This window comes from Acinetobacter sp. CAU_H_S139_7, assembly GCF_058599305.1.
Genome location: NZ_CM178651.1, coordinates 1,312,611 through 1,338,061, shown reverse-complemented (window position 1 = coordinate 1,338,061; position 25,451 = coordinate 1,312,611). Strand labels below are relative to the sequence as shown.

Below are 25,451 nucleotides of genomic sequence, written 5' to 3'. Positions count from 1 at the left end.
GAGATCAAATTATGTGGTATTTTGCATGGATTCTCGGCATTTTGATGGCTTGCTTTGCAGGTGTACTCAGTGCTCTGTATATCGAACATCATCAAGACCTTGATGAGGAATAAACCATGACAGACGTTGCTATGGAAAACCAAACTGTAGATAAAAAGCCGAACAAATTTGCGATGCTAATTTCCTGCCTATTGGCCTTTCCACTTGCAGCGGTGTTGTTAGTGCATCCTGCTGCTATGTTGGATGACAATGGTCACTATAGCCACAGTGCACTGATGTATATCATGATTGGTATCTCAGGTGGCTTTATCCACGGTGTTGGCTTCGTGCCACGCCACTGGATTTGGAAATGGCTGTTTAGCCCGTTTCTATCGTGGCCACTGATGATCTGGGGTTATTACACCTGGTTCTTCAGTTAAATAAAAAAGCCCTCATTGACTGAGGGCTTTTTTATAGTTCGTTTTTCTTGGATTCTACATTTCAGCCATGACGCCAATAATGCCATTAATAATCATATCTACCGCAATAGTCCCAATCAGTAAGGCCGACAGTCGCCCGACAATATCAACATAACGGTCAATATATTTGGCATGCTTATAACGTAAATGGTCATGCGCAAATTTCATTAAAATCATCAAGCCACAGGTCAACGCCAAAGTCAGGAAAATAATCATGGCCGCACCACTGATTGGCAGTGCCATACCTGTCACCACAGCAGCACTGATGGTTCCTGGACCAATCATAAAAGGCATCGCAATGGTTCCTGCCAAATGCTCAGGCGCACCACGCATTTCACCAATGGTATCTGCTCCCTGAAACACGTAACGATAACCAATCACCAAGAAGATCAGACCACCAAATATTTGAAAGGCTTCAAAGCGTACATTTAAATATTTACTAAAAATCGCTTCTCCACCCCATGCAAACAGCATAAATACTATAAAAGCAATGAGACAGCCCTGAATCAAGGCCTTATTAAACACTTTAGCTTCGGAGTTCCGAATCATGCCAATCATGTAAATACTCATTAAAAACGGATTCAGCAATGAGAAAAACAAAGCAAAAGCATGTAAATATGAGGTCAACATGGTTCCTCCTAATTATCCTTGAGGGTCTGGAAATAAGGGACGATTCCCTGGACTGATTCGATTGATATGTAAGAAGGTCATGTGACGCTCATAACGATCCAGCACATCATTAATCACTTGCTCTTTGGTATAACCAACAAGGTCGTTGCCTTGAGAACCTTCATACAAATAGGTTTCAAGACGGTAGTAGAAGCGTTTACCCAGTTTGCCACGCTCACTAAAGGTCGGGGCGATATAGCGTACTGGCCAAATTTGATAGACAAAGTTTTGTTCTTCTTCCAAATGAATCATCAAATCTAAATGATACAGATTTGGGTCTTCTTCAAGCGCACTTTCTTGAACACTGATATCGATACCGCGTTTTTGCATTTCCTCTGCAACCGCCATCACCGCAGGTCGGCAAATATCATCGAGCATACGCCGAGTATCAGTTGTTCCTGGATGGTGCATGACTCGGGACAAACGCTTTTTCCAGTTGAGGATGTCGACATTGCCCACCACGGGTGCAGCATTTAAACTGCTACTGGCTTGTCGATAGTCTTCTAACCGCAGTGATTTATACAAACCTGCCATCACCAAGAACATCACAAAACTAAACGGCAACCCCATAATAATCGTGGCATTTTGTAGTGCCGTTACTCCGTTAGCCATCAACATTGCAAGGGTCAATAAACCAATCGCTATGGCCCAGAATACACTCAACCATCGCGGTGCATCATGATCGACATTGGTAAATTGAGTAGTGAAATTACCCAATACCAGTGCACCAGAGTCCGCTGAGGTCACATAAAAGAGTAAACCAGTAATTGTGGCTACACCTGCAATAAACGGAAACCACGGATACTGAGCCAGTAAGTCATAAAAACCATGCGCTGGGTTGGCAATGACACTTTGTGCAAGGGCTAAATTACCATCAAAAATCACACTATGTAGTGCACTATTTCCAAATATTGATAACCACGTGAGTGTGAAAAATAAAGGAATAATGAGCGTTCCGCTAACAAACTCACGAATGGTTCGACCACGTGAAATCCGTGCTAAAAACAAACCTACAAATGGTGACCAAGCCACCCACCATGCCCAAAAGAACAATGTCCAACTGTTCATCCATTCTTTCGGTTGTTGAAAGGCAAAACTTTCCAAAGTCATACTTGGAAAACGGTTAATGTAGTCCCCAATATTTTGCACAAAAGCATTCAGTAAAAATTCGGTATTGCCTAAAAACAAAATAAACAGCATCAACCCGACAGAAACATAAATATTGATCTCGGAGAGAACTCGCAGTCCCTTATTCACCCCTGAAGTCACTGAAATAATGGTCATTGCCACCGCGACCACAATTAATGCGGTTTGCATCCAGAGGTTTTCAGGTAAATCGAACAACACATGCAAGCCATAGTTCAGCTGTACTACCCCAATCCCGCAGGTTGTCGCAATACCAAAGATAGTACCGATGACCGCTGCCGTATCGACACTATGACCGATCGGCCCATGAATCTTATTGCCAAAGATCGGATATAAAGCAGAGCGAATAGTCAGTGGTAGATTATAGCGATAACTAAAATATCCCAATGCCATGCCAATCAAGGCATACATACACCACCCAGTTAGACCATAGTGAAACAGGGTCCACACCATGCCTTGACGTGCAGCCTCTAGGGTCTGCCCCTCACCCACGGGTGGATGCATATAGTGGGATAAAGGTTCCGCTACCGAGAAAAACATCAAATCGATGCCGATCCCAGCTGAGAACAGCATTGCAGACCAACTTAAAAGGCTAAATTCTGGCTTGGAATGTTTGGGGCCTAATTTAATGTTGCCATAGCGAGAACAGGCAATGAAAATCACAAAGACCATATACAAAGTCGCTGCGAGTAAGTAATACCAGCTAAAAGTTGAACTCACCCACGCCAAGACTATATTTAAGGTTCGGTTAGCAAAGTCATTAAACAAAATGGTGGTAATAGAAAAAATTAAAATAATGAGAGCTGAAATATAAAAGACCACACCATTTAAACGGTCTTTAGGCGCTAATGTTTGATCATCAACTGCTCTTGGATTATCTGTTGCCATACAATCCTCAAGAAAGTAAATAAAAAAAGACAAAAGCCAATTTTTAAACTTCTCGTGGTCGAGAGCTTAAAAATCGACTAACGAAAAACGACAGTATTTTTATCAGGAATAAAAACGCTATCTTCTTTAAACCTGAAGGTCTAAATCATTTATGAGGTGCATTTGCTACACAGGCTTAAAATGTGAGCCACCCTTGTTCATCGATATTTTGATAGGAATCCTTCACATATCTCCCTTCAACATGACTATAAGAGTTTTCTCAGCTCAAAAAAAGTATAAAACCGTAAGCCTATAGCTCATCAGCTCACTTTTCTGAAAGATGTCCTGAGATTAAACCCTTATGACACATCCTTTTGATAAATAAAAAGTTATGTCGAATACTCAAAGCAATTTAGCAATATTTTGCTTTGAATTTAACCATAAGTGTACTTTTTATTGATTGAACGTTCAATCAATAAAAAGTATCATAAAAAAATGCTATGATGCTTTCCATGTAAGTTATTGAATCTAACGCCTTTAAATTTAAGGCAAATTGTTCTGGATTGTCATGAATAAACGTAGAGTAAAACCTGAGCATGAGCGCCGTGAAGAAATCATTAATGCTGCCTATGCAGTCATTTATGAAGTGGGCTTATCCAACACCACCATTGCTCAAATTGCGAAAAAAGCACAGCTTTCTACGGGCATTGTGAGTCATTATTTTGGCGATAAACAAGGCCTCATTCACAGTTGCATGCGTCAAATGCTCAATGTCTTAGCCGAGACCACGGCAAGCTATAAGGCAAAGGTGGTGCAGCCCAGTCCAGAACATTCGCTCAAAGCCATTATTGATGCCAACTTTGACATCAGCCAGGTCAACAACACTGCTATGCGGGTTTGGCTCGATTTCTGGTCTGCCAGTATGCACCTACCCGACTTAGGTCGACTGCAACGAATTAATGACCAACGGCTTTATTCAAATTTGAAGTTTCATTTCTTGCAGCTCATGCCAAAGGCCCAAGCAAGCCAAGCCGCTAAAGGGCTAGCAGCACTGATTGATGGCTTATGGTTACGTGGAAGTTTAAGTGGTCATCAAGCATTTGATCGTGATTTGGCACGTTCTATTGCATACGACTATGTCGATATGCAACTTCGCTTAATTCAACAGATACGGCAGGAACAACAAAATGAATGATGTACAGCTTCACTCGCTTTATATTCACGGACAATATTTCAATGCCACCAGTGGTCAAACCTTTGACAGTATTAATCCTGCCACAGGTCAAGTCATTGCCACCATTCAAAAAGCATCCAAAGCTGATGTCGATTCAGCTGTGCAAAGTGCTGTACAAGGGCAGCGTGAATGGGCTGCCAAAACAGCGGTCGAACGTGTCCGTATTTTACGTCGTGCCGTCGATATTTTACGCGCTCGTAATGACGAATTAGCACGCCTAGAAACACTGGATACAGGTAAAGCGTTCAGTGAAACCTCTACCGTCGATATTGTCACTGGTGCAGACGTTTTAGAGTACTACGCGGGACTTGCAACTGCCATTCAAGGTGAACAAGTGCCGCTACGTGAAAGTAGTTTTTTCTACACGCGCCGTGAACCTTTAGGTGTGGTGGCAGGCATTGGTGCTTGGAATTATCCAATCCAAATAGCACTTTGGAAATCAGCTCCGGCCCTCGCTGCTGGGAATGCCATGATTTTTAAACCTAGCGAAGTGACCCCTCTTACCGCCTTAAAGTTGGCAGAGATCTATACTGAAGCAGGCGTACCTGCTGGGGTTTTCAACGTGGTACAAGGTTTTGGTGCTGAAGTGGGTCAATGGTTGACTGAACACCCAGATATTCAAAAAATTTCATTCACAGGTGGTGTGGCAACGGGTAAAAAGGTCATGGCCAGTGCTGCGGCTTCTAGTCTCAAAGAAGTTACCATGGAGCTCGGTGGCAAATCACCTCTGATTATTTGTGCCGATGCCAACCTTGATCGCGCAGCCGATATTGCGGTGATGGCGAACTTCTTTAGCTCAGGTCAAGTATGTACCAATGGCACCCGTGTGTTTGTACCACAAACCCTCAAGGCTGCATTTGAACAAGCAGTGATTGAGCGTGTAAAACGTATCCGCATAGGTGACCCGATGCAGGCTGAAACCAACTTTGGACCTTTAGTCAGCTTTCCGCATATGGAAAAAGTCTTGTCTTATATTGAGTCAGGCAAACAACAAGGTGCGACCTTATTGATTGGTGGACAACGTGCCACCGAAGCAGCACTTGCTCAGGGCGCATATGTATTACCAACCGTGTTCACCGACTGTCATGACGACATGCACATTGTGCAAGATGAAATCTTTGGTCCGGTTATGAGCATTTTAAGCTATGACAATATTGAAGAAGCCATTCAACGTGCCAACAACACCAGTTATGGTTTAGCCGCAGGTGTGGTCACACAAGATATTTCCCAAGCACATCGCATTATTCATCAACTTGAGGCAGGTATTTGTTGGATCAATACATGGGGCGAATCCCCTGCTGAAATGCCTGTAGGTGGTTATAAACAGTCAGGGGTCGGACGTGAAAATGGCATCACCACACTTGAACACTATACTCGCATCAAATCGGTTCAAGTCGAACTGGGTCAATACCAAAGTATTTTTTAAAATCTGAATTTTAACTATCTAAATCCTTACTCCATTTTTATTTATTCTTCTTTCATCCTCAACTCAACATGTGGCCACGTTCTCATGCAACGTGGTCCTGCCATAGAAAAAGGATCATTATGCATTCTCAACACTACGATTATATTATTATTGGCGCAGGCTCAGCAGGTAATGTACTAGCTGCTCGCTTAACTGAAGACCCCGATGTTTCGGTACTGTTACTCGAAGCAGGCGGACCTGATTATCGCCTCGACTTTCGCACTCAAATGCCTGCAGCTTTGGCTTATCCTCTGCAAGGGCGTCGTTATAACTGGGCATATTTAACCGACCCTGAACCCCACATGAACAACCGCCGTATGGAATGTGGTCGCGGCAAAGGCTTAGGCGGTTCATCCCTCATTAATGGCATGTGTTATATCCGTGGAAATGCCATGGATTTAGAACAGTGGGCAACCCTTAAAGGCCTTGAAGATTGGAGTTATGCAGACTGTCTACCTTATTACAAAAAAGCCGAAACCCGTGATATTGGTGGCAATGACTATCATGGCGATGCTGGCCCTGTTTCTGTTGCCACACCTAAAGCAAACAATAATTTTTTATTCCACGCCATGGTTGAAGCTGGTGTGCAAGCAGGCTATCCACGCACCGATGACTTAAATGGTTATCAACAAGAAGGTTTCGGTCCAATGGATCGAACCGTAACCCCTAAAGGTCGACGTTCAAGCACCGCACGTGGCTATTTGGATATGGCCAAAGGTCGCGCGAATCTAACTATTATTACCCACGCCATGACCAATCAAATTTTGTTCAATGGCAAACAAGCAATTGGTGTTGAATATATTCAAGGTGCTAATCAAAACAACTTGCTTCAGGTCTATGCCGATAAGGAAGTTCTGCTCTGTGCTGGAGCGATTGCATCACCGCAAATTTTGCAACGTTCGGGTGTTGGTTCAAGTACTTTACTTCAGTCTCTCGACATTCCAGTCGTGCACGACTTACCGGGTGTTGGTGAAAACCTGCAAGACCATTTAGAAATGTACTTACAATATAAGTGCAAACAACCTGTTTCTCTCTACCCTGCTTTAAAATGGCAAAATCAACCTGCAATTGGTGCAGAGTGGTTGTTTAACGGAACAGGGATTGGAGCAAGCAACCAGTTTGAAGCAGGTGGCTTTATTCGATCCTCCAAAGAGTTTGCTTGGCCAAATATTCAATACCACTTCTTGCCTGTTGCAATTAACTATAATGGCAGCAATGCCGTCAAAGAGCATGGCTTCCAAGCCCATGTCGGTTCGATGCGCTCACCTTCACGCGGTCGAGTACATGTGACATCTAAAAACCCTTTCGACCATCCAAGTATTTTATTTAACTACATGTCGACAGAACAAGACTGGCAAGAATTTCGCGATGCCATCCGTATTACTCGTGAAATTATGCAGCAACCTGCACTTGATCCTTACCGTGGCGAAGAAATTAGCCCTGGAAAAGATGTGAGTAGCGATGCTGAATTAGACGAATTTGTACGTAATCACGCTGAAACGGCTTATCATCCATCCTGTAGTTGTAAAATGGGTGAAGATGATATGGCGGTAGTCGATGGACAAGGTCGTGTGCATGGCCTGCAAAGTTTACGTGTGGTGGATGCATCGATTATGCCGCTGATTATCACAGGTAACTTAAATGCAACCACCATTATGATGGCTGAAAAAATCGCGGATCAAATCCGTGGCCGCACAGCCCTACCTCGTTCTCATGCACCTTTTTATCAAGCTGAAACTGAATAAGTTTTAATAGCTCAGCACCTGACTTTAATTAGCTTTAAAATAATAAAGTCAGGTGATTGTTCATTTTTTCTTAAACAACAGTGCTGCGTTTTGTACAGACAATGCTATTTCTATTAGAATCCAATTTATACATTTTAGCTTTTAAAAAATTGAATGCCTGTATATATATTCAACATCAGCATCTTAATTATCAAATCTTAACAAAAATAAAAACCAATAAAAACAATGATTAATATTACACATCACTCATATTTATAGTTAAATCCAACCCATTTACAATAAAAATTACTAAGTCAATACATATTTAGTCTAAAATATTCATAAATCAGGACTGTGTGATAGGCTCAAAAGTTATATTTTTTGTGCGCTTTTCAGCTTTTAAGTATTACTTCAACTATACCAAGCTGATCATTTATAAGTAGCTCTATCATTCTTCTTATTTTTATTCTATTCGCTATAAAGCGATCCAAAACCTGCTCCCCAAGGTCATAATCGCATGAACAAATTTTTAAAATACCTTTTGGTATTGATCGTACTGCTTATTATTGCAGTCGTAATTTTCTTATTTAGACCCGTCACGTCTAAAAAAATTCAAACCACCAGCAATGAGCCTGTTGTTGACGCAGTCTTAGTCGGCGGTGGGATCATGAGTGCAACTTTAGGCACATATCTAAGCGAGCTTGAGCCAAACTGGCAAATTCGCATGTATGAACGCCTAGACAATGTTGCACAAGAAAGCTCAAACGGCTTCAACAATGCTGGTACAGGCCACTCTGGCTTTATGGAAATGAACTATACCTCTGAAAAAGATGGAAAAATGGACATTTCTAAAGCGGTGAACGTTGCGGAACAATTTGAAGTTGCAAAACAGTTCTGGTCTTATCAGGTGAAAGAAGGCGTTTTAGGTCAACCAAATAGCTTTATCAATCCTGTACCACACATTGCCTTTGTTTGGGGCGATAACGTAAATTTCCTAGAAAAACGTTATGCTGCAATGGTTAAAAACCCAATGTTCTATGGCATGAAATTCTCTGAGAATCCTGCTGAAATTAAACAATGGGCACCATTGGTAATGAATGGCCGTGATGCTGCACAGAAAGTAGCTGCAACACGCATGGATGTCGGTTCGGATGTGAACTATGGCTCGATCACCACTCAATTGGTCGATCACCTTAAAAAACAATCTAACTTCAAACTACAAACATCGACTGAAGTGACTGGCATTAGCCAAAACGATGATAAAACTTGGACGGTTGCATTTAAAAACCTTACTACAGGTAAAACAGATCACGTGAAAACGCGCTTTGTCTTTATTGGTGCAGGCGGTGCAGCGGTTAAGCTTTTACAAATGACAGGCTTACCAGAAGCGAAGCAATATGCTGGCTTCCCTGTAGGTGGCGTGTTCTTAATGACCGACAACCCGAAAGTCACTGAAGGTCATACTGCAAAAGTTTATGGTCGTGCTGAATTAGGCGCGCCTCCAATGTCTGTTCCACATATTGATACACGTTATATCGACGGTAAAAAATATGTATTATTTGGCCCATTTGCGACTTATTCAAACAAGTTCTTAAAACAAGGTTCTCAGCTTGATTTATTGAAATCAACCACTAAGAACAACGTTTTACCAATGACTGCTGTGGGTATAGAAAATCTTGATTTGGTGAAATACTTAGTTAGCCAAGTAATGATGACCGATGCCGACCGTTTCAATGAATTGAAAAAATACTACCCTGATGCAAAACCAGAAGACTGGCGCATGAATCAAGGTGGTCAACGTGTTCAAATCATCAAGAAAGAACCAGGCAAACCTGCAAGCTTGCAATTTGGTACCGAGATTTTTGCATCTCAAGACGGTGCTGTGACTGCCCTATTAGGTGCTTCACCAGGTGCTTCAACTTCTCCTTATATTATGTTGAGCTTGCTTGAGAAAGCATTCCCACAACAAGTAGAAGGTAAATGGAATCCGAAATTACATGAAATTGTAAAATCGTACCAACAAGAACTCAGCACCAATCCTGTTCTTCTTGATCAAGTTCGCCAATACACCAGTACAACCTTGGGTTTGAAATATACACCTATGGCTAAGGCTGCAAATGACGAAACTGTTGCGGTAGCAAAAGCACAGTAATTTGCTTTAAACCCTAAAAAGGATGGACTTTGCGCCATCCTTTTTTTAATTCATATTTGAAACCATTCTGTTTATGTCGCTTTTCCATTCCGACGCTTTTTTGGCTTTTCGTTCACGTGATTTTTCACTTCTGAGTATCAATCAGTTGTGCTTAATTCTAGCCATCATGATTCAAGAAGTCGTCATTGCCTACAGCGTCTACCAACTCACTCAAAATCCACTCAGCCTTGGCATGATTGCATTAATTGAGTTACTTCCCTTTATTTGCCTCTCCCTGATTAGTGGCGACTGGGCTGACCGCTATAACCGACAAAAAATTGTGCAGTGGAGTTTTAGCTGTAGCACTTTAATTCCATTATTATTTATTGTTCTTTTTTCTCAGTACCAACAACAGCACATTCAACAAAATACACTTTTATGCGGCATTTATAGCCTCATTTTTTGCTTAGGCATACTTAGAGGTATTTACAGCCCATCTTTTAATTCATTACGCCCTTTTCTAACCCCAAAGTCAGCCTATAGCAATGCAGCCACATGGACTGCCCTCATTTGGCAAATGGGCGGCATTTTAGCGCCCTTATGCGCAGGACTTTTACTCGGCCAACTTGGGCTTGAAAAAACCCTCTTGATTGTTTTTTTCTTGTGTTGCGTGGGTAGCATCTGCTTATTCGGATTAAGCACTCGTGACTTCCCTAGCACGCATAAACAACATTTAAGCAAAAGCTTAAAAGAGGCCTATTTATTTATCTTTAAACATCCACTGATGTTTTGGAGTATGTTGCTGGATCTCAGCGCTATGCTTTTTTGTAGTGTCATTATCTTACTGCCTATTTTTGCACACGATATCCTTCATCTAGGCGTTGAAGGCTTAGGTATACTCAGAGCGGCCCCAGCCATTGGCGCCTGTATCATGATGTTGATGTTGACCTGTTATTCTCCAATGCAAAATGCATGGAGAAACATGCTCTATAGTAGTTTTGCAATTGCTTTGTGTACTTTAGCTTTCGCACTATCCTCCCATGTTTGGCTCTCAGTCATCCTCCTTGTTTTGATTGGCGTCTTTGATAGTATCAGCATGGTCATTCGACAAACTTTATTACAGCAACTCCCCCCAAAAGTACTATTAGGACGTGTAGCCGCTTTAAATGGCATCTTAGTCACTTCAGGCAATCAACTCGGTGCCTTACACACCAGCCTAATGATGCGCTATTTTTCGGTAGTGCCAGCAGTACTTATTGGCGGGACGCTGTGTTTAATAATCTGCGGTCTAAGTTCTACTCGTACGCGACATTTATTCAAGCCATCTCCAACACTAAAAAAACATGCCACAGTGGCAAAAAATGAATAGCATGTTAAGCTTCAAATTCTCTTTTAATACGATGTGAGTTTTCAATAGAGCAAATTATGAAACAGATTCTCCCCTTTTCACACATTCTCTATACCAAACTCTATTCTTTCGTACTATCCGTGTTGTTGGCTTATTGCCTATTCAATGCAATCTATGGTGTGATTATTGGTGGAAAAAGCGCATACCTTTTCAGTAGTCTAATTTTAATATTTCAAACCATTAATGTTTTTAAAGCATCGGTAAATAAAAAGATCTATAACTATATGGGATTGATTGGACTCATTTTAAGTCTGGTTTATTTCAATCATTGGAGGTTTCTTTCTCAGCCTGAGAGTATTGCCATTCTTCCCTCAGTCATACTCACCTTACTTAGCTTAGGCTATTTTTCACAGCAACATTCGCGTTTAAACCGATTGAAGGCAGCTTTAATTTTTGGGTTTTTAGTACTAGCTTATACGCAACACCATGACTTAAACACTCTGCAAAACTATTATGACAGCCTGCATACAGGCGAAACATGGCAACAATATGGTGCTTTATAAAGATCAAAAAAACGTTAGAGTTTTTCTCTTATTTTAAACACAAAAAAGCCAGCAATACCGCTGGCTTGATTCTTTTAAACTTTAGCGATGAGTATGAATCGACATCACAATGCCCATGCTCGCCAGCATGGTAATCACCGCGGTTCCACCATAACTCATCAGTGGCAATGGATCACCTGTTACAGGTAAAATCCCACTTACCATCCCCGAGTTTAACAACACAAAGAAGAAGAATGTTAAGCCCACAGCACCCGCGTATAAACGCCCAAAATTATGGAAGCTGTTCATACCAATAATCAAACAACGAATGATAATGGCCGCAAACAAACTAAACAGCAAGAACACCCCAATAAAGCCAAACTCTTCCGCATACGTCGACATAATGAAGTCGGTATGGTGCTCAGGCAAATACCCTAAATGTGACTGCGTGCCTTCCGTGAAACCCTTCCCCATTAAACCACCTGAACCAATGGCAATTTTGGATTGGATAATATTCCAACCGGCACCCAATGCATCCGACTCTGGGTCAAATAAAGTGAGTACTCGCTTTTTTTGGTACTCTTGCAAAAAGAACATCCAAAGTAAGGGAGCGACAACAGCCAATGCTCCACAGGCCAAAGCAATGAGCCGCCAAGAGATACCGCTGAGGAAAATGACGCACACACCAGGAATCAAGAGACCTAGGTTTAAGTCGGGCTGTAAAGCTGCCAATAAAAACGGCAACATCATGATACCCAACGAAATCACAATATGCATAAACTTAGGCGGGAATGCGCGGCCTGCAAAGTACCACGCCATCATCAAAGGCATGGCAAACTTCATAAACTCAGAAGGCTGCATGCTACCAATACCGGGTAGACTAATCCAACGTCTGGCTCCCATGCGGGTTTCGCCCACCACCAAGACCAATACCATTAAAATCACAGCGAAGATGAAAAAATAAGGACTAATGGCCTGATAGACTTTGGGTGGGATTTGCGCACAGATCATCATCACAATGAAGCCCACAGCAAAACTCGTGGCTTGGCGAAACACCATACCCATATCTTGTGCTGACGCACTATAAATGACCAACAATCCCAACACGGCATTTAAAATCAGAAAGCATAAAAGCCATGGATCTAAATGTAATTTAGCCCAGCGAGATGAGTCATGTTTAATGCTTCTACCGTCACGTAAAGACTGACGTAAAAAACGATACTGCTGTGATGGTATCATTTGCGTAAATTGAATGAGCTAAAGACAGAGCAAATTATAAGTTCAAAGTGTTTTAGATAACATCATTCAAACCCATATTTCTGTAGTTTTAGCTCAATAAATCTAAATAATTCTTATTGTGCCGCCAAAATCAGGCGCGCAAGCTCAAGGTCATCTGGATAGGTAATTTTAATATTATCGGAGCGCCCTTGTACGACTTGAACTTTTTCACCAACAAACTCTAAAGCACTTGCTTCATCAGTAATTAAAGCTTGTGCCTCTAGCGCATGTTCAATTGCTTTTTTTAGTATCCCCAGTTTAGCAATCTGTGGGGTTTGTGCCTGCCAAAGCTCTGAACGATCAACGGTTTCTTGAATATCTTGCGCTGAGATCACACGCTTTAAAGTATCTCTAACAGGAATAGCTAAAATTGCCCCTGTATTGGACTGAATAGCAGTATCAACCAGTCTCACCAAACAATCCTGCGTGACACATGGACGAGCTGCATCATGGACAAAGACCCAGTCGTCCGCATCAGCGATTGTGGAAAGATAATTGAGCGCATTAAGCACTGAGTCTACACGCTCAGCACCACCTTCACAAAAATGTGCTTTTTCCATGTTGGTAAAAGGCAAACTTTGAGCGACATCATCATCTGAACCAATCACCAAAACATAGCCCTGCAATGGCAATTGATTAAGGCGTGAAACCGTATGTTCAAGTACGGTCTTTTGTCCAATCATTTGATATTGTTTTAGTTCAGTTTTAGAAAAGCGACTACCCGAGCCAGCAGCAGGAATAATAGCCCACAATTTATGGGGTAGCTGGAGGGGTTTCAGGCTCATCGTCTTCATTGGTTCGCAAATCAATTTGGGCGTTAGGATTAATATAAACAGGCTTATATTGAGTACTGATGGTACTCATTTGAATAAACGTTTCTCGGGGTTTGATTAAACCCAAATCTAGACGCGCATGCTCTTCAATGGCTTCAATACCATTTTTCAAATCATACACTTCTGCCGCCAAGACACGATTACGTTCTTTTAAGTCGTTATTAATTTCAGTTTGTTGTTGGATTTTTTGTGTGAGTTGTAAATGGTCTTGATAACCACCCTCACCAAACCAGTATAAATACTGAAACCCTGCGATCAAAATGATCGCAAGGCCTAGTAGTACTTTACTCATCAACGAGTCGAATACATTGAACATTGACATCAGTCGCTTAGTTTAAACCTTTAAACTCAGCTTTACCGCGGTAAGCAGCATTTGTCAATTCTTCAATACGAAGCAATTGGTTGTATTTCGCAACACGGTCAGAACGGCACAGTGAACCTGTCTTAATTTGACCAGCCGCAGTACCCACCGCAAGATCCGCAATAGTAGAATCTTCAGTTTCGCCAGAACGGTGTGAAATCACTGTAGAGTAACCATTTTCTTTCGCAAGATAGATTGCATCTAGAGTTTCAGTCAACGTACCAATTTGGTTGTACTTAATTAAGATAGAGTTACCTACTTTCTCATTAATACCACGTTGAAGAATTTTCGGGTTTGTAACGAACAAGTCATCACCCACCAACTGGATTTTGTCACCAAGGATTGATGTCAAGTAAGACCAACCTTCCCAATCTGACTCATCTAGACCATCTTCAATAGAGATAATTGGATATTGGTTTACAAGTCCAGCTAAATAGTCAGAGAACTGGTTGCTTGTGAATGCTTTATTGCCTTCACCAGCAAGGATGTACTGACCATTTTTGTAAAATTCTGAAGATGCACAGTCAAGCGCAAGCATAATATCAGAACCCGCTTTGTAACCCGTTTGGCCAATCGCTTCAAGAATAACTGTGATTGCTTCTTCGTTTGAACGTAAGTTCGGTGCAAAACCACCTTCATCACCTACAGCAGTGTTTAAACCTTTTTTGTTTAAAACTGACTTAAGAGAATGGAAGATTTCAGCACCCGCACGTAATGCTTCAGAGAATGAGGTGAAGCCTACAGGCTCAATCATAAACTCTTGAATGTCTACGTTGTTGTCTGCATGCGAACCACCATTGATGATGTTCATCATTGGTACAGGCATAGTCAAAATGGTTTGACCGCGTAAGTCTGCAATGTATTGAAATAGAGGAATTTTCTTTTCATCAGCAGCAGCACGTGCAGCAGCTAGTGATACCGCTAAAGTTGCATTCGCACCCAATTTTTCTTTGTTTTCAGTACCATCAAGCGCAATCATGGTGTTATCGATGTCTTTTTGTTCAAATACTGATTTGCCCACTAAAGCATCACGGATAATCGTGTTTACGTTGTTAACCGCAGTTTTAACACCTTTACCCAAATAGCGTGCTTTGTCGCCATCACGAAGTTCTAAAGCTTCACGAGAACCAGTTGAAGCACCAGATGGTGCACATGCACGGCCAACTACGCCAGATGCTAAGATTACGTCTGCTTCGATGGTTGGGTTACCACGAGAGTCCAAAATTTCACGTGCACGAATGTCAACGATTTGGCTCATGAACAATTCCTCAGTTGATTAATAACGAGATGCTTTAGATGGCATCAATGAGTTTATAATTTAGTGTGTATCTAGCTTTTGGAAGCCTTTAACCAAGGTATCCAATTCTTTTAGCTGCGCCAAGAAAGGCTCAAGCTGAGACATACGCAACGCGCATGGTCCATCACACTTGGCTTTTTCTGGGTCTGGATGCGCTTCCAAGAATAAACCTGCTAGACCTGTTGCCATTCCCGCGCGAGCAAGTGTCGTGATTTGCGCACGGCGACCGCCCGCAGAATCCGCACGACCACCCGGAGTTTGAAGCGCATGGGTCACATCAAAAAACACAGGAACATTCATTTCTTTCATGATGTCGAAGCCCAACATGTCTACAACCAAATTGTTGTAACCAAATGCCGAACCACGTTCACAAATAATGAGCTTGTCATTCCCTGCCTCTAAACACTTATGCAAAATATGGCGCATTTCATGAGGTGCAAGGAATTGTGCTTTTTTGATGTTAATGATGGCATCCGTTTTGGCCATCGCTTCAACCAAATCCGTCTGACGACTTAGAAAAGCAGGAAGTTGAATAATATCCGCAACTTCCGCTACAGGTGCAGCTTGGTAAGGTTCATGTACATCAGTAATAATGGGTACATTAAAATGTTTTTTAATGTCAGCTAACCACTCAATCCCTTTTTCTAGGCCCGGCCCTCGAAACGAGTTCAAGCTTGAACGGTTGGCTTTATCAAAACTGGCTTTAAATACGTAAGGAATCTCCAAACGCTTGCAGATATCGACATAAGTCTCTGCAATTTCAAAAGCCAAATCTTTAGACTCAAGTACGTTCATGCCGCCGAATAGTACAAATGGCAAGTGGTTTGCCATTTGTATATCGCCTAAACGTACAATTTCTTGTGGTTTTAATTGTGACATTTAAACTTCCTAGTTTATTGCTTAACCCAAATTACTTCGCTTTTTTGTACTGTGCTTTTGCAGCATCAATAAAACTAGCAAATAATGGGTGTCCATCACGTGGTGAACTTGTAAATTCCGGGTGGAATTGTACAGCAATAAACCAAGGATGTTGAGGAATTTCAACTGTTTCTACTAAGTGCTGTACAGGTGAATAGCCCGAAATTTTCATGCCAGCTTCTTCAAGCGCTGGAATAAAACGGTTATTCATCTCATAACGGTGACGGTGACGTTCAATAATATCTGCTGAACCATACACTTCACGTGTTTTAGTCCCTTCAACCAATTCTGATTTTTGAGCACCAAGACGCATCGTACCGCCAAGATCAGAGTCTACATTACGCTGTTGAACTTCACCACGCTCATCTAACCATTCAGTGATTAGACCAATCAATGGAGACTTAGTCGAACGGTTGAATTCAGTCGAACTCGCGTCACTAATACCCACGACATTACGTGCATATTCGATCACAGCCAACTGCATACCTAAACAAATACCCAAGAATGGAACACCGTTTTCACGTGCGAATTTAATCGCTTGCATTTTCCCTTCAGTACCACGTTCACCAAAACCACCCGGTACCAAGATTGCATCCATATCTTTCAATACTTCATTGACATCTTGGCTTTCAAGTTCTTCAGCATTGACATAGTCAATTTGAACTTTAACGCGATTTTGAATGCCCGCATGTAAAAGCGCTTCATTCACAGACTTATACGCATCTGGAAGTTCAACATACTTACCCACCATTGCAACACGTACCGTGTATTCAGGGTTTAGTAGTGCTTCTACAACATTGTCCCAATCTGTTAAATCAGCTTCAGGCAAATCATTGAAACCAAAACGTTCACAGATCAGGTCATCAACATTTTGTTCATAGAACGTACGTGGAATTTGGTAAATGCTGCGCGCATCTTTACACACCACAACTGCACGTGCTTCAACGTTTGTGAACAAGGCAATTTTGCGGGTCGTGTCTGCATCAACATCATATTCAGTGCGACAAATTAAAATGTCTGGTTGAATACCAATCGATAACAATTCTTTTACCGAGTGCTGAGTTGGTTTAGTTTTCAACTCTGCCGCAGATTTGATATATGGAAGTAAAGTTAAGTGCATAAGCATAGTGCGCTTATGACCTAGTTCAACCATAAGTTGACGTACAGATTCCATGAATGGGAGAGATTCAATGTCACCTACTGTGCCGCCAATTTCAACAATCGCAACGTCATAACCTTCGCCTGCGCGAAGTACACGTTCTTTGATGTTGTCTGTAATATGTGGAATAACTTGAACAGTTCCACCAAGGTAGTCACCACGGCGTTCTTTATTTAAAACGTCTTGGTATACGCGACCAGAAGTAAAGTTATTTAACTTGGTCATTTTCGCACGACGCAAGAAACGTTCGTAATAACCCAAGTCTAAATCGGTTTCTGCACCATCCTCTGTGACAAAAACTTCACCATGTTGGAACGGGCTCATAGTCCCTGGATCGACATTAATGTATGGATCCATTTTTACCATGGTTACTTTTAATCCACGGGCTTCTAAAAGCGCAGCAACTGAAGCAGCTGAAATACCTTTACCTAGTGATGAAACTACACCACCAGTCACGAAAATAAAATGGGTCATTGGGTTTCTCGTACAATCGAGCCTAATTCGGCCTGCAATGTTGCGCAATTTTACTTTACCTTGTACCAATAAAGCAAAGTCAATCCGCATCAATTCATAGAACAATAAACAATTGGATATTCTATCAGCATTTGGCAGATAAAATTAAGCTAAGTTCATAGGATTTTCATCTTGCATTTTGCTGTTATAATGGCACGATCCTTCAAACACTCGATTTTATGTAATTATGAATAAAAAACTTTTAATTTGTGGTGCCATTGCAGCAGGCTTACTATTAACAGCATGTGTAAAGAAAGAAGCACCTAAAGAAGATGAACAAGAACAAGTTGAAGTCGTTACTACAGAGCAACAACAAACTGTTGAACTTCAACCTTTAGCAGCGTCTGAGCCTGAGATTCCAGCGCAAGTTGAAGTGATTCGCGAAGAAACACCGAATACAACTACCGAGATCCGTCGTGAAACGCCAGCACCTGCTCCAGCAGCTCAGCCTGCACCTAAAGCAGAAGCACCAAAAGCTGAAGAAAAACCAACGCAAGCACGTCCAAGTAATACAAACCCAAATGCACAAACTGAAGACGATGCCGTTGCAGCAGCCATTGCAGCAGCGACACCAGCTTTAGAAAACTAATTATCACTATTTAGATGATTAAAAAAAACCCGATTGATATCGGGTTTTTTATTGCTGATTTATAAGTAGTCTTTTAATTTTTCTACAAGAAAATCAATAAATAAACGAATACGCTTTGGCACATAGTTCTGTTGATAGTAGACTGCATGTATTTTCTGCTCTTTGATCTGAATTTGGTCTTCCAACAAAGCAATAAACCGCCCATCTTGAATATCTTGCTCGACCATAAAACGTGACAAACACGCAATCCCTGCTCCTTGCAATGCCAACTGACGAACCGTTTCACCATTTGAGCATTTAATTTTGGCCTGAATAGTTAAAGGTTCATCCTCCAACTGAATAGGCCACGTATTTAAATGTGCAGGCTGACTAAAACCAAGCAAAGTATGTGAGCTTAATTCTGCTGCATTTTTAGGTAGACCATGTTTTTGTGCATAAATCGGACTTGCCACAATATATAAACGACTTTTGCAAAGCAGCTTGGCATGTAAGCTTGAATCCGCCAACTCACCAAACCGAATCGCGACATCGGTTTTATGTTCAAGTAAGTCTATAACCTGATCGTGATTGGTAATTTCTATATCAATTTTTGGATAGCGCTGCATAAACTCTTCAATCAGCGGCACAATCACATGCAGTACAAAAGGCGTTGCCGAATCAATCCGGATTAAACCAGATGACTCAGCATCATTATTTTGCAGACTTTCTTCAGCTTCGGTCAGATCAAGTAAAATTTTACGCGCCTTTGCCAAAAATTGCTGTCCTTCATAGGTCAGCTTGAGCTTCCGTGTCGTTCGTTCCAGCAACGTCACATTCAACTTTGACTCTAAACGTTGCAAGGCACGGCTGACACCCGATGTGGTTTGACCCAACTGCTGCGCAGCTTTGACGATAGAGCCACTATCAACAATGCTCACAAAAGCCGTTAATTCTTCTATGGTTGATTTCATGTGTAATTATTGATTAATAGTCAATAATATTTTGCAAATTACCCAGTTTTTAAGCAAGTCTTTTTTCTACAAAATAGCCTCATTCCATGAAACAAGTTATCAAGCAAAAAATGAATATCGTTCCTCAATTCGGCCTAGGCACTTTCCGTTTAACAGGTGACACTGTCATTGAGTCTGTGAAAACTGCACTAGAAGTCGGTTATCGTGCGGTCGATACTGCTCAAATCTACGGTAATGAAGCCGAAGTTGGTCAAGCCATTGAACTCAGTGGTATCAATCGTCAAGATCTGTTTCTCACCACAAAAATCTGGACGGAAAATTATTCAGCAGAAAAATTGATTCCAAGCTTAAAAGAAAGTTTGCATAAACTAAAAACCGATGCAGTGAATCTAACCTTGATCCACTGGCCTGCCCCAAGTACAGGTGTAAACATTACAGAACTCATGCAGAACTTATTGGAAGCGAAACAACAAGGTTTGACCGAACACATTGGTATTTCTAACTTTAATATTGAGCTGACTCAACAGGCGATTGAGAGTATTGGGCTAGAAAACATCGCAACCAACCAAATTGAACTCAGTCCTTACCTACAAAACCATAAGTTGGTTGATTTTCTCCAAGCGCAAAACATTGATGTCACTTCATATATGACACTGGCTTACGGTAAGGTTTTGAATGATCCTGTTTTAATGCACATCGCGCAGCAACATCAAGTATCGATGGCACAAATTAGCCTAGCTTGGGCCTTACAACGTGGTTTTGCAGTCATACCATCTTCAACCAAACGTGAACACTTGATGTCCAACTTAAAGGCACAAGAGATTCAACTGTCGAGTGAAGAAATGATGGCAATTACGCAATTAGACCGAAATCAACGTGAAGTTAATCCTGAAGGATTAGCACCGATTTGGGATTGAGCATCGCTATGAAAATTAATTTTCCACTTTTGGCGCTTGCGGTGGGTGCTTTTGCCATTGGAACCACCGAGTTTTCACCCATGGGATTTTTGCCTGAAATTGCCAACGATTTGTCCGTTTCAATTCCACAAGCCGGACTACTGATTAGTGCCTATGCAGTAGGTGTCATGATTGGGGCTCCGCTCATGACCTTATGGCTGGCACGCTTTCCTAAGAAAACAGCTTTAATCCTATTGATGGCTATTTTCACGATTGGGAATGTGTTGGCAACCGTTGCACCTGATTATATGAGCTTAATGAGTGCACGTTTAATTACCAGTTTAAACCATGGTGCATTCTTTGGCTTAGGTTCGGTGGTGGCAGCCAGTGTTGTGCCTAAAGACAAACAAGCCAGTGCGGTCGCCATGATGTTTATGGGGCTCACCATTGCCAATATTGGCGGTGTGCCACTTGCGACGTGGCTCAGTCAAAATACCAGTTGGCGCATGGCCTTTGCTGCTATTTCAATCTTAGGCATTATGACCATGTTGGCGCTATGGAAAGCGCTCCCGCAAGATCACGATGTGGTTAAACCGAATGTAGCAAAAGAATTGCGCGTTTTAACACGTGCGCCTGTCGTCCTTGCTTTATTAACCACAGTCATGAGCGCGGGCGCAATGTTTGCGTTATATACCTACATTGCTCCGAGCCTACACGTATTTATGCAGGCATCACCGCAAACCATCACCTTGATGTTGGTGTTAATCGGAATTGGTTTCTCCATTGGTAATCATTTGGGTGGAAAGTTTGCCGATCTATCCCTAGAGAAAACCCTGATTGGCTTCCTTGTACTTTTGATGGTGATGATGCTTGTTTTCCCAGTATTAGCACAAACAACCGTTGGTGCAGCGATTGGCTTGGTGATTTGGGGTGCGGCGGCATTTGCGGTAGTACCGCCACTGCAAATGCGCGTCATGTCGGTCGCAGCAGATGCGCCTGGGCTTGCCTCTTCAGTTAACATTGGTGCCTTTAACTTAGGCAATGCCTTAGGTGCCTTTGCAGGTGCAACAGTACTGAGTATGCAACTCAGCTATGCAGCGGTTTCGTATGCAGGTGCCGCACTCAGCTTTATGGCCTTGATCTTGGTCTTACTGCAAATGAAGTTCGGTCTTAGCAAGAAAGCCTGTGAAGCGGTTTAAGCCTTACACGACTGAACCAATCAAAAAAAGACCTACACAGCTGTAGGTCTTTTTTATACTTAGTGTTTTTGTTGTTCCAGTTTCAAAAAATCCGCAATCAGCTTGGTTGCCCAAGACTCTGTATTAAGTGCCCCTTCATAGAAGCCACAATGGCTGCCTTTTTTGGTGGTCACTACCGCAATATTCGGCATTTGACGGATCATGTCTTTATACGGTTCAAAATTTTTAATGTGACAGACGGGATCATCCTCTGCATTTAAAATCAGCAATGGAATGGTGACATTTTCAAATACATAGATTGGGTTTGTGGCTTGGTTATAACTATCATAGTCCACATAACCCGCCATTTCATAATAACTCGACTCAAACTCAGCCAAGGTTTTGGTCATTAAGACTTGCGATACAGACGCTGTTTGTTGCCACGTTTGCTGGTAAGGAAAAATAAATTTCTTAAACAGTTTCTTGGTCATGACTTTACTGTAAAAGGGATGCACATTTACAAAACCCAACTCAGTGTTATAGCCCGGACACAGGGCAAAGGCCGCCTTAAAAGGGGTTTGACTCCCTTCTTCACCTAAGTAACGCACCAAAAGCCCCGTTCCCGCAGAAGAGCCTACCGCATACAACGTTGAACTTGGAAATGTGCTTTGAATAAACGCAATTTGTTCACGTAAATCATCGGTTGAACCGAAAAGATTCATTTTGGGTACAGGCATTGGAAGGTCTGCATGTCCACGGCGTAAGCACAGTGCAACACGCCAACCCGTATAGCGATTTAAGTCACGCACCACCTCACGCATACTTTCAGGAGAGCCTGTAATCGTATGCATAACCACAACCGTTGGCGTCGCTTCAGGTAAGTCATAACCAAACCACATGATGCCAGTGACCCCACCGTCTTGCATCTCTAACTGATCAAAATGATCATATTCCAATTGAATCTGACGCTTTCGAATCACATCAAAATACAAAAGATGGGCATGCGTGTTGGATAACCACGGCGTTGGTCGGTACTTCTCTTGAAGCTGTGTAAGCGCCCCAACAGTCACTTGAATTTGCCCTTTCGGGTTAATATAGAGCTTCGGTTGTTCCGCACCAGTCACTCGATCCCACGCCGTTTGGCTTAATTGGTTTAGCAAACTGAACACAGCATTCATATCAGTACCTTCTTTTTCCTATCTTTCTTGGTGATGCATCAATTTTCGTGCCTAACTATAAATAACAAGTCACACCTTTATCATCCAGCTTGAGGTGCAAAAGCTGCCATTCGCTGTCCCATTTGTACAGCTAAGGCCTCTAGCCCCGATTTAGGACGGATCATCACTTCAAAATCTACAATTTGACCTTGCTCATTAAAACGAATCATGTCAATCCCTTTGAGCTTTTTTTCGCCGACATTGGCAGAAAACTCAAGGACGACACTTAAATCATCTTCTGTAAAAAATTCACGATGGTAAGTAAAGTTTTCAAAAACCTGAATCACATTACTTAAAATAAAAAAAACCACTTGCTTACCCGGATAAGGATTAAACGCCACCGGTGAACGGAACACGACATCTTCTGCTAAAAGCTCATTTAAGATGCTCATATCACGTGTCGTGACCATATCATGCCAGCGTACCAAGGCTTGTTTTGTTATTGCTAAACTCATTCTTATGTCCTTATGAAAGTGAATTCACTCAAATACAATGCAATAAAGGCACCTTCTCTTGCATCACTTACGTTTCAAGGAAAAGGCAACTCGAGGGAAAAGATAAGATTTTAGAAAACACCTCTCCCAACCCCTCTCCGTATAGGAGAGGGAGCTTTATTACAAATTTTAAGCGGATAAATGATTGTTATCGATTAAATGGTCGCAGCCAGTTCAGCGCCTTGACGAATCGCACGCTTCGCATCCAACTCACCTGCTTCTTTCGCACCACCAATCAAATGCACATTTTTACCATCGGCTTTTAATTGGTCGTACATTGCAGTATAAGGCTCTTGTCCTGCACAGATAATCACGTGATCTACCTCTAAAACCGTTGGCTGATCATTCACTGTAATGTGGAGACCTTGATCATCAATTTTATCGTAGCTTGCACCTGCAATCATTTTTACATCGCGATGTTTTAGCCCTGTACGGTGAATCCAACCCGTGGTTTTACCTAAGCTTGCACCGACTGCCTTCGCTTTACGCTGTAGAAGGTAAATTTCACGATCTGACTGCTCCAAGACTGGCTGTTTTAAGCCACCGACATGTGCATAACTAGTGTCGATGCCCCACTCATCATAGAATTTTTGTGGGTTTAAACTACCGCTTTCACCTTCATGGCTTAAGTATTCTGCCGTATCGAAACCAATACCGCCCGCACCAATAATCGCGACTTTTTTACCAACAGGCTTACGCTCACGTAGAACTTCGATATAGCTCAACACTTTCGGGTGATCAATCCCTTCTATAGTCAGCTCACGTGGAGTAACGCCTGTTGCAACCACGATGTCATCATAGTTTTCAGCGCTCAGTTCCTCATAAGTTGCGGTATGATTCAGTACCAATTTGATATTCGGTTGTAATTCAATTTTACGTTTGAAATAACGCAGTGTTTCGTAAAACTCTTCTTTACCAGGAATAGTCTTCGCAATATTAAACTGACCACCAATCTGACTAGCTGTATCAAAAACAGTTACTTGATGCCCACGGTCAGCAGCATAAGTCGCAAAACTCAAACCTGCAGGCCCAGCACCAATCACCGCAATATTTTTCTTAGCCGCACTTTCTTTAAAAATCAGTTCAGTTTCATAGCATGCACGCGGGTTGACTAAACACGTCGCAATTTGCATGGAGAAAATTTGATCTAAACAGGCTTGGTTACAACCAATACAGGTATTGATTTCATCACTACGACCTTGTTCTGCTTTGAGTACAAACTCAGCATCTGCAAGCATTGGACGTGCCATCGACACCATATCCGCATCACCCTGAGCCAAAACATGTTCAGCCATTTCTGGTGTATTAATACGGTTAGATGTCACCAAAGGAATCTGAACCGAACCTTTTAGCTTCTTGGTCACCCATGTAAATGCCGCACGTGGCACTTTGGTTGCAATCGTTGGAATACGTGCTTCATGCCAACCAATACCTGTGTTGATAATGGTTGCACCCGCCTTTTCAATTTCTTTGGCAAGCTGAATCACTTCTTCTAAAGTCGAACCACCTTCAACCAAATCCAACATTGAAAGACGGTAAATAATAATAAAGTTTTCACCAACTTCCGCACGAGTGCGTTTTACGATTTCAATCGGGAAACGAATACGGTTTTCATAGCTTCCGCCCCATTCATCATCACGATGGTTGGTACGTGCCGCGATGAACTCATTAATTAAGTAGCCTTCTGAACCCATGATTTCAACACCATCATAGCCAGCAACTTGTGACAATTTTGCACAATTCACAAAGTCCGCAATAGTCTGATTCACTTCAGCAGAAGTAAGAGCATGTGGTTTTACAGGGTTAATCGGTGCTTGAATTGCAGAAGGTGCAACGTTTTCAGCCTGATAAGAATAACGACCAGTATGTAAAATCTGTAATGCAATTTTACCACCCGCATCATGTACGGCTTGTGTGATGACTTTATGCTTTTCCGCTTCTTCTAAAGTATCTAACTTAGAACCACCGTGAAAAGTCACACCATGATCATTCGGTGAAATACCCCCTGTTACGATTAGCCCTACACCGCCAGCGACACGCTCTGCATAAAATGCCGCCATGCGATCATAACCACCTTCAACTTCTTCAAGTCCAACGTGCATAGATCCCATTAATACGCGGTTTTTTAATGTGGTAAAGCCTAAATCTAAAGGCGCAAGTAAATGCGGGTAATTAGACATGTGT

General features: G+C 42.0%; 23 protein-coding genes. 11 read left to right on the top strand and 12 right to left on the bottom strand.

Features of this window, described 5'->3' with window-relative positions; translation table 11 throughout:
* The first annotated feature begins 11 nt into the window (after nucleotides 1–11).
* Nucleotides 12–113: a cytochrome bd-I oxidase subunit CydX gene (gene cydX / locus AC4MC0_RS06560; protein ID WP_002120988.1), complete on the top strand. Its 102-nt coding sequence runs from the start codon at nucleotides 12–14 to the stop codon at nucleotides 111–113.
* 3 nt (nucleotides 114–116) lie between these two features.
* On the top strand, nucleotides 117–419 hold the full coding sequence (locus AC4MC0_RS06555) for a cyd operon YbgE family protein (protein WP_004696655.1): 303 nt from the start codon (nucleotides 117–119) through the stop codon (nucleotides 417–419).
* A gap of 54 nt (nucleotides 420–473) precedes the next feature.
* Here AC4MC0_RS06555 and AC4MC0_RS06550 read toward each other — a convergent pair whose 3' ends face one another.
* Both AC4MC0_RS06550 and AC4MC0_RS06545 read right to left on the bottom strand, forming a co-directional pair.
* Nucleotides 474–1,088, bottom strand: a complete 615-nt coding sequence (locus AC4MC0_RS06550) for a MarC family protein (protein WP_004981851.1) — start codon at nucleotides 1,086–1,088, stop codon at nucleotides 474–476.
* A 12-nt stretch (nucleotides 1,089–1,100) separates the two neighbouring features.
* Nucleotides 1,101–3,161 (bottom strand): choline transporter, encoded by a 2,061-nt coding sequence (locus tag AC4MC0_RS06545; protein ID WP_491887391.1) that lies wholly within the window; start codon nucleotides 3,159–3,161, stop codon nucleotides 1,101–1,103.
* 547 nt (nucleotides 3,162–3,708) lie between these two features.
* Between AC4MC0_RS06545 and betI the strand changes: the two genes are divergently transcribed.
* From betI to AC4MC0_RS06515, 6 genes are all read left to right on the top strand, one after another.
* The gene (gene betI / locus AC4MC0_RS06540; protein ID WP_005401062.1) at nucleotides 3,709–4,335 is read left to right on the top strand and encodes a transcriptional regulator BetI; all 627 of its coding nucleotides are present in this window, start codon (nucleotides 3,709–3,711) and stop codon (nucleotides 4,333–4,335) included.
* Entirely contained in the window at nucleotides 4,328–5,800 is a 1,473-nt protein-coding gene (betB, locus tag AC4MC0_RS06535; protein ID WP_491887390.1) for a betaine-aldehyde dehydrogenase, read from the top strand. Before betI ends, betB begins: the two co-directional genes overlap by 8 nt.
* A gap of 119 nt (nucleotides 5,801–5,919) precedes the next feature.
* Nucleotides 5,920–7,584, top strand: a complete 1,665-nt coding sequence (betA, locus tag AC4MC0_RS06530; RefSeq protein ID WP_491887389.1) for a choline dehydrogenase — start codon at nucleotides 5,920–5,922, stop codon at nucleotides 7,582–7,584.
* Between the two features lie 496 nt (nucleotides 7,585–8,080).
* Nucleotides 8,081–9,715 (top strand): malate dehydrogenase (quinone), encoded by a 1,635-nt coding sequence (mqo, locus tag AC4MC0_RS06525; RefSeq protein WP_195728056.1) that lies wholly within the window; start codon nucleotides 8,081–8,083, stop codon nucleotides 9,713–9,715.
* Between the two features lie 73 nt (nucleotides 9,716–9,788).
* Nucleotides 9,789–11,063 carry an MFS transporter gene (locus AC4MC0_RS06520; protein ID WP_335999141.1) on the top strand — a complete coding sequence of 425 codons (1,275 nt, stop codon included), beginning with the start codon at nucleotides 9,789–9,791 and terminating at the stop codon, nucleotides 11,061–11,063.
* Nucleotides 11,064–11,119: 56 nt separating this feature from the next.
* Nucleotides 11,120–11,605 (top strand): hypothetical protein, encoded by a 486-nt coding sequence (locus tag AC4MC0_RS06515; protein WP_335999139.1) that lies wholly within the window; start codon nucleotides 11,120–11,122, stop codon nucleotides 11,603–11,605.
* A gap of 81 nt (nucleotides 11,606–11,686) precedes the next feature.
* On the opposite strand, the gene rodA is transcribed toward AC4MC0_RS06515, so the two are convergent.
* From rodA to pyrG, 6 genes are all read right to left on the bottom strand, one after another.
* Entirely contained in the window at nucleotides 11,687–12,823 is a 1,137-nt protein-coding gene (gene rodA / locus AC4MC0_RS06510; protein ID WP_005401056.1) for a rod shape-determining protein RodA, read from the bottom strand.
* Between the two features lie 113 nt (nucleotides 12,824–12,936).
* Nucleotides 12,937–13,656, bottom strand: coding sequence for a 2-C-methyl-D-erythritol 4-phosphate cytidylyltransferase (gene ispD / locus AC4MC0_RS06505; RefSeq protein WP_335999136.1), 720 nt, complete (start codon nucleotides 13,654–13,656; stop codon nucleotides 12,937–12,939).
* On the bottom strand, nucleotides 13,616–14,017 hold the full coding sequence (locus tag AC4MC0_RS06500) for a septum formation initiator family protein (protein WP_078388790.1): 402 nt from the start codon (nucleotides 14,015–14,017) through the stop codon (nucleotides 13,616–13,618). The genes ispD and AC4MC0_RS06500 overlap by 41 nt, the downstream gene beginning before the upstream one ends.
* Before the next feature lie 7 nt (nucleotides 14,018–14,024).
* Entirely contained in the window at nucleotides 14,025–15,314 is a 1,290-nt protein-coding gene (eno, locus tag AC4MC0_RS06495) for a phosphopyruvate hydratase (RefSeq protein WP_078424917.1), read from the bottom strand.
* A gap of 60 nt (nucleotides 15,315–15,374) precedes the next feature.
* The gene (gene kdsA, locus AC4MC0_RS06490) at nucleotides 15,375–16,232 is read right to left on the bottom strand and encodes a 3-deoxy-8-phosphooctulonate synthase (RefSeq protein WP_004981871.1); all 858 of its coding nucleotides are present in this window, start codon (nucleotides 16,230–16,232) and stop codon (nucleotides 15,375–15,377) included.
* 31 nt (nucleotides 16,233–16,263) lie between these two features.
* Nucleotides 16,264–17,904 carry a CTP synthase gene (pyrG, locus tag AC4MC0_RS06485; protein ID WP_004696627.1) on the bottom strand — a complete coding sequence of 547 codons (1,641 nt, stop codon included), beginning with the start codon at nucleotides 17,902–17,904 and terminating at the stop codon, nucleotides 16,264–16,266.
* 226 nt (nucleotides 17,905–18,130) lie between these two features.
* Between pyrG and AC4MC0_RS06480 the strand changes: the two genes are divergently transcribed.
* Nucleotides 18,131–18,532 (top strand): internalin, encoded by a 402-nt coding sequence (locus tag AC4MC0_RS06480; protein WP_078388789.1) that lies wholly within the window; start codon nucleotides 18,131–18,133, stop codon nucleotides 18,530–18,532.
* Nucleotides 18,533–18,591: 59 nt separating this feature from the next.
* Here AC4MC0_RS06480 and AC4MC0_RS06475 read toward each other — a convergent pair whose 3' ends face one another.
* A complete protein-coding gene (locus AC4MC0_RS06475) occupies nucleotides 18,592–19,482 on the bottom strand; it encodes a LysR family transcriptional regulator (protein ID WP_279736198.1) in 891 nt (296 codons plus the stop codon).
* 110 nt (nucleotides 19,483–19,592) lie between these two features.
* Here AC4MC0_RS06475 and dkgB point away from each other — a divergent pair, with 110 nt between their 5' ends.
* Together dkgB and AC4MC0_RS06465 are read left to right on the top strand one after the other, a co-directional pair.
* Nucleotides 19,593–20,399 carry a 2,5-didehydrogluconate reductase DkgB gene (dkgB, locus tag AC4MC0_RS06470; protein ID WP_335999143.1) on the top strand — a complete coding sequence of 269 codons (807 nt, stop codon included), beginning with the start codon at nucleotides 19,593–19,595 and terminating at the stop codon, nucleotides 20,397–20,399.
* A gap of 8 nt (nucleotides 20,400–20,407) precedes the next feature.
* Nucleotides 20,408–21,577 (top strand): MFS transporter, encoded by a 1,170-nt coding sequence (locus AC4MC0_RS06465; RefSeq protein WP_335999127.1) that lies wholly within the window; start codon nucleotides 20,408–20,410, stop codon nucleotides 21,575–21,577.
* A gap of 59 nt (nucleotides 21,578–21,636) precedes the next feature.
* Here AC4MC0_RS06465 and AC4MC0_RS06460 read toward each other — a convergent pair whose 3' ends face one another.
* From AC4MC0_RS06460 to AC4MC0_RS06450, 3 genes are all read right to left on the bottom strand, one after another.
* Nucleotides 21,637–22,734, bottom strand: a complete 1,098-nt coding sequence (locus AC4MC0_RS06460; RefSeq protein WP_078424912.1) for a YheT family hydrolase — start codon at nucleotides 22,732–22,734, stop codon at nucleotides 21,637–21,639.
* A gap of 80 nt (nucleotides 22,735–22,814) precedes the next feature.
* Entirely contained in the window at nucleotides 22,815–23,228 is a 414-nt protein-coding gene (locus tag AC4MC0_RS06455) for a nuclear transport factor 2 family protein (protein WP_335999124.1), read from the bottom strand.
* A 194-nt stretch (nucleotides 23,229–23,422) separates the two neighbouring features.
* A complete protein-coding gene (locus AC4MC0_RS06450) occupies nucleotides 23,423–25,447 on the bottom strand; it encodes an NADPH-dependent 2,4-dienoyl-CoA reductase (protein ID WP_491887388.1) in 2,025 nt (674 codons plus the stop codon).
* Between the last annotated feature and the right edge of the window lie 4 nt (nucleotides 25,448–25,451).

Excerpts from the sequence above, each read along its gene's own strand:
- cydX (WP_002120988.1), top strand. The coding sequence starts at position 12 with ATGTGGTATTTTGCATGGATTCTCGGCATTTTGATGGCTTGCTTTGCA.
- AC4MC0_RS06555 (WP_004696655.1), top strand. The coding sequence starts at position 117 with ATGACAGACGTTGCTATGGAAAACCAAACTGTAGATAAAAAGCCGAAC.
- AC4MC0_RS06550 (WP_004981851.1), bottom strand. The coding sequence starts at position 1,088 with ATGTTGACCTCATATTTACATGCTTTTGCTTTGTTTTTCTCATTGCTG.
- AC4MC0_RS06545 (WP_491887391.1), bottom strand. The coding sequence starts at position 3,161 with ATGGCAACAGATAATCCAAGAGCAGTTGATGATCAAACATTAGCGCCT.
- betI (WP_005401062.1), top strand. The coding sequence starts at position 3,709 with ATGAATAAACGTAGAGTAAAACCTGAGCATGAGCGCCGTGAAGAAATC.
- betB (WP_491887390.1), top strand. The coding sequence starts at position 4,328 with ATGAATGATGTACAGCTTCACTCGCTTTATATTCACGGACAATATTTC.
- betA (WP_491887389.1), top strand. The coding sequence starts at position 5,920 with ATGCATTCTCAACACTACGATTATATTATTATTGGCGCAGGCTCAGCA.
- mqo (WP_195728056.1), top strand. The coding sequence starts at position 8,081 with ATGAACAAATTTTTAAAATACCTTTTGGTATTGATCGTACTGCTTATT.
- AC4MC0_RS06520 (WP_335999141.1), top strand. The coding sequence starts at position 9,789 with ATGTCGCTTTTCCATTCCGACGCTTTTTTGGCTTTTCGTTCACGTGAT.
- AC4MC0_RS06515 (WP_335999139.1), top strand. The coding sequence starts at position 11,120 with ATGAAACAGATTCTCCCCTTTTCACACATTCTCTATACCAAACTCTAT.
- rodA (WP_005401056.1), bottom strand. The coding sequence starts at position 12,823 with ATGATACCATCACAGCAGTATCGTTTTTTACGTCAGTCTTTACGTGAC.
- ispD (WP_335999136.1), bottom strand. The coding sequence starts at position 13,656 with ATGAAGACGATGAGCCTGAAACCCCTCCAGCTACCCCATAAATTGTGG.
- AC4MC0_RS06500 (WP_078388790.1), bottom strand. The coding sequence starts at position 14,017 with ATGTCAATGTTCAATGTATTCGACTCGTTGATGAGTAAAGTACTACTA.
- eno (WP_078424917.1), bottom strand. The coding sequence starts at position 15,314 with ATGAGCCAAATCGTTGACATTCGTGCACGTGAAATTTTGGACTCTCGT.
- kdsA (WP_004981871.1), bottom strand. The coding sequence starts at position 16,232 with ATGTCACAATTAAAACCACAAGAAATTGTACGTTTAGGCGATATACAA.
- pyrG (WP_004696627.1), bottom strand. The coding sequence starts at position 17,904 with ATGACCCATTTTATTTTCGTGACTGGTGGTGTAGTTTCATCACTAGGT.
- AC4MC0_RS06480 (WP_078388789.1), top strand. The coding sequence starts at position 18,131 with ATGAATAAAAAACTTTTAATTTGTGGTGCCATTGCAGCAGGCTTACTA.
- AC4MC0_RS06475 (WP_279736198.1), bottom strand. The coding sequence starts at position 19,482 with ATGAAATCAACCATAGAAGAATTAACGGCTTTTGTGAGCATTGTTGAT.
- dkgB (WP_335999143.1), top strand. The coding sequence starts at position 19,593 with ATGAATATCGTTCCTCAATTCGGCCTAGGCACTTTCCGTTTAACAGGT.
- AC4MC0_RS06465 (WP_335999127.1), top strand. The coding sequence starts at position 20,408 with ATGAAAATTAATTTTCCACTTTTGGCGCTTGCGGTGGGTGCTTTTGCC.
- AC4MC0_RS06460 (WP_078424912.1), bottom strand. The coding sequence starts at position 22,734 with ATGAATGCTGTGTTCAGTTTGCTAAACCAATTAAGCCAAACGGCGTGG.
- AC4MC0_RS06455 (WP_335999124.1), bottom strand. The coding sequence starts at position 23,228 with ATGAGTTTAGCAATAACAAAACAAGCCTTGGTACGCTGGCATGATATG.
- AC4MC0_RS06450 (WP_491887388.1), bottom strand. The coding sequence starts at position 25,447 with ATGTCTAATTACCCGCATTTACTTGCGCCTTTAGATTTAGGCTTTACC.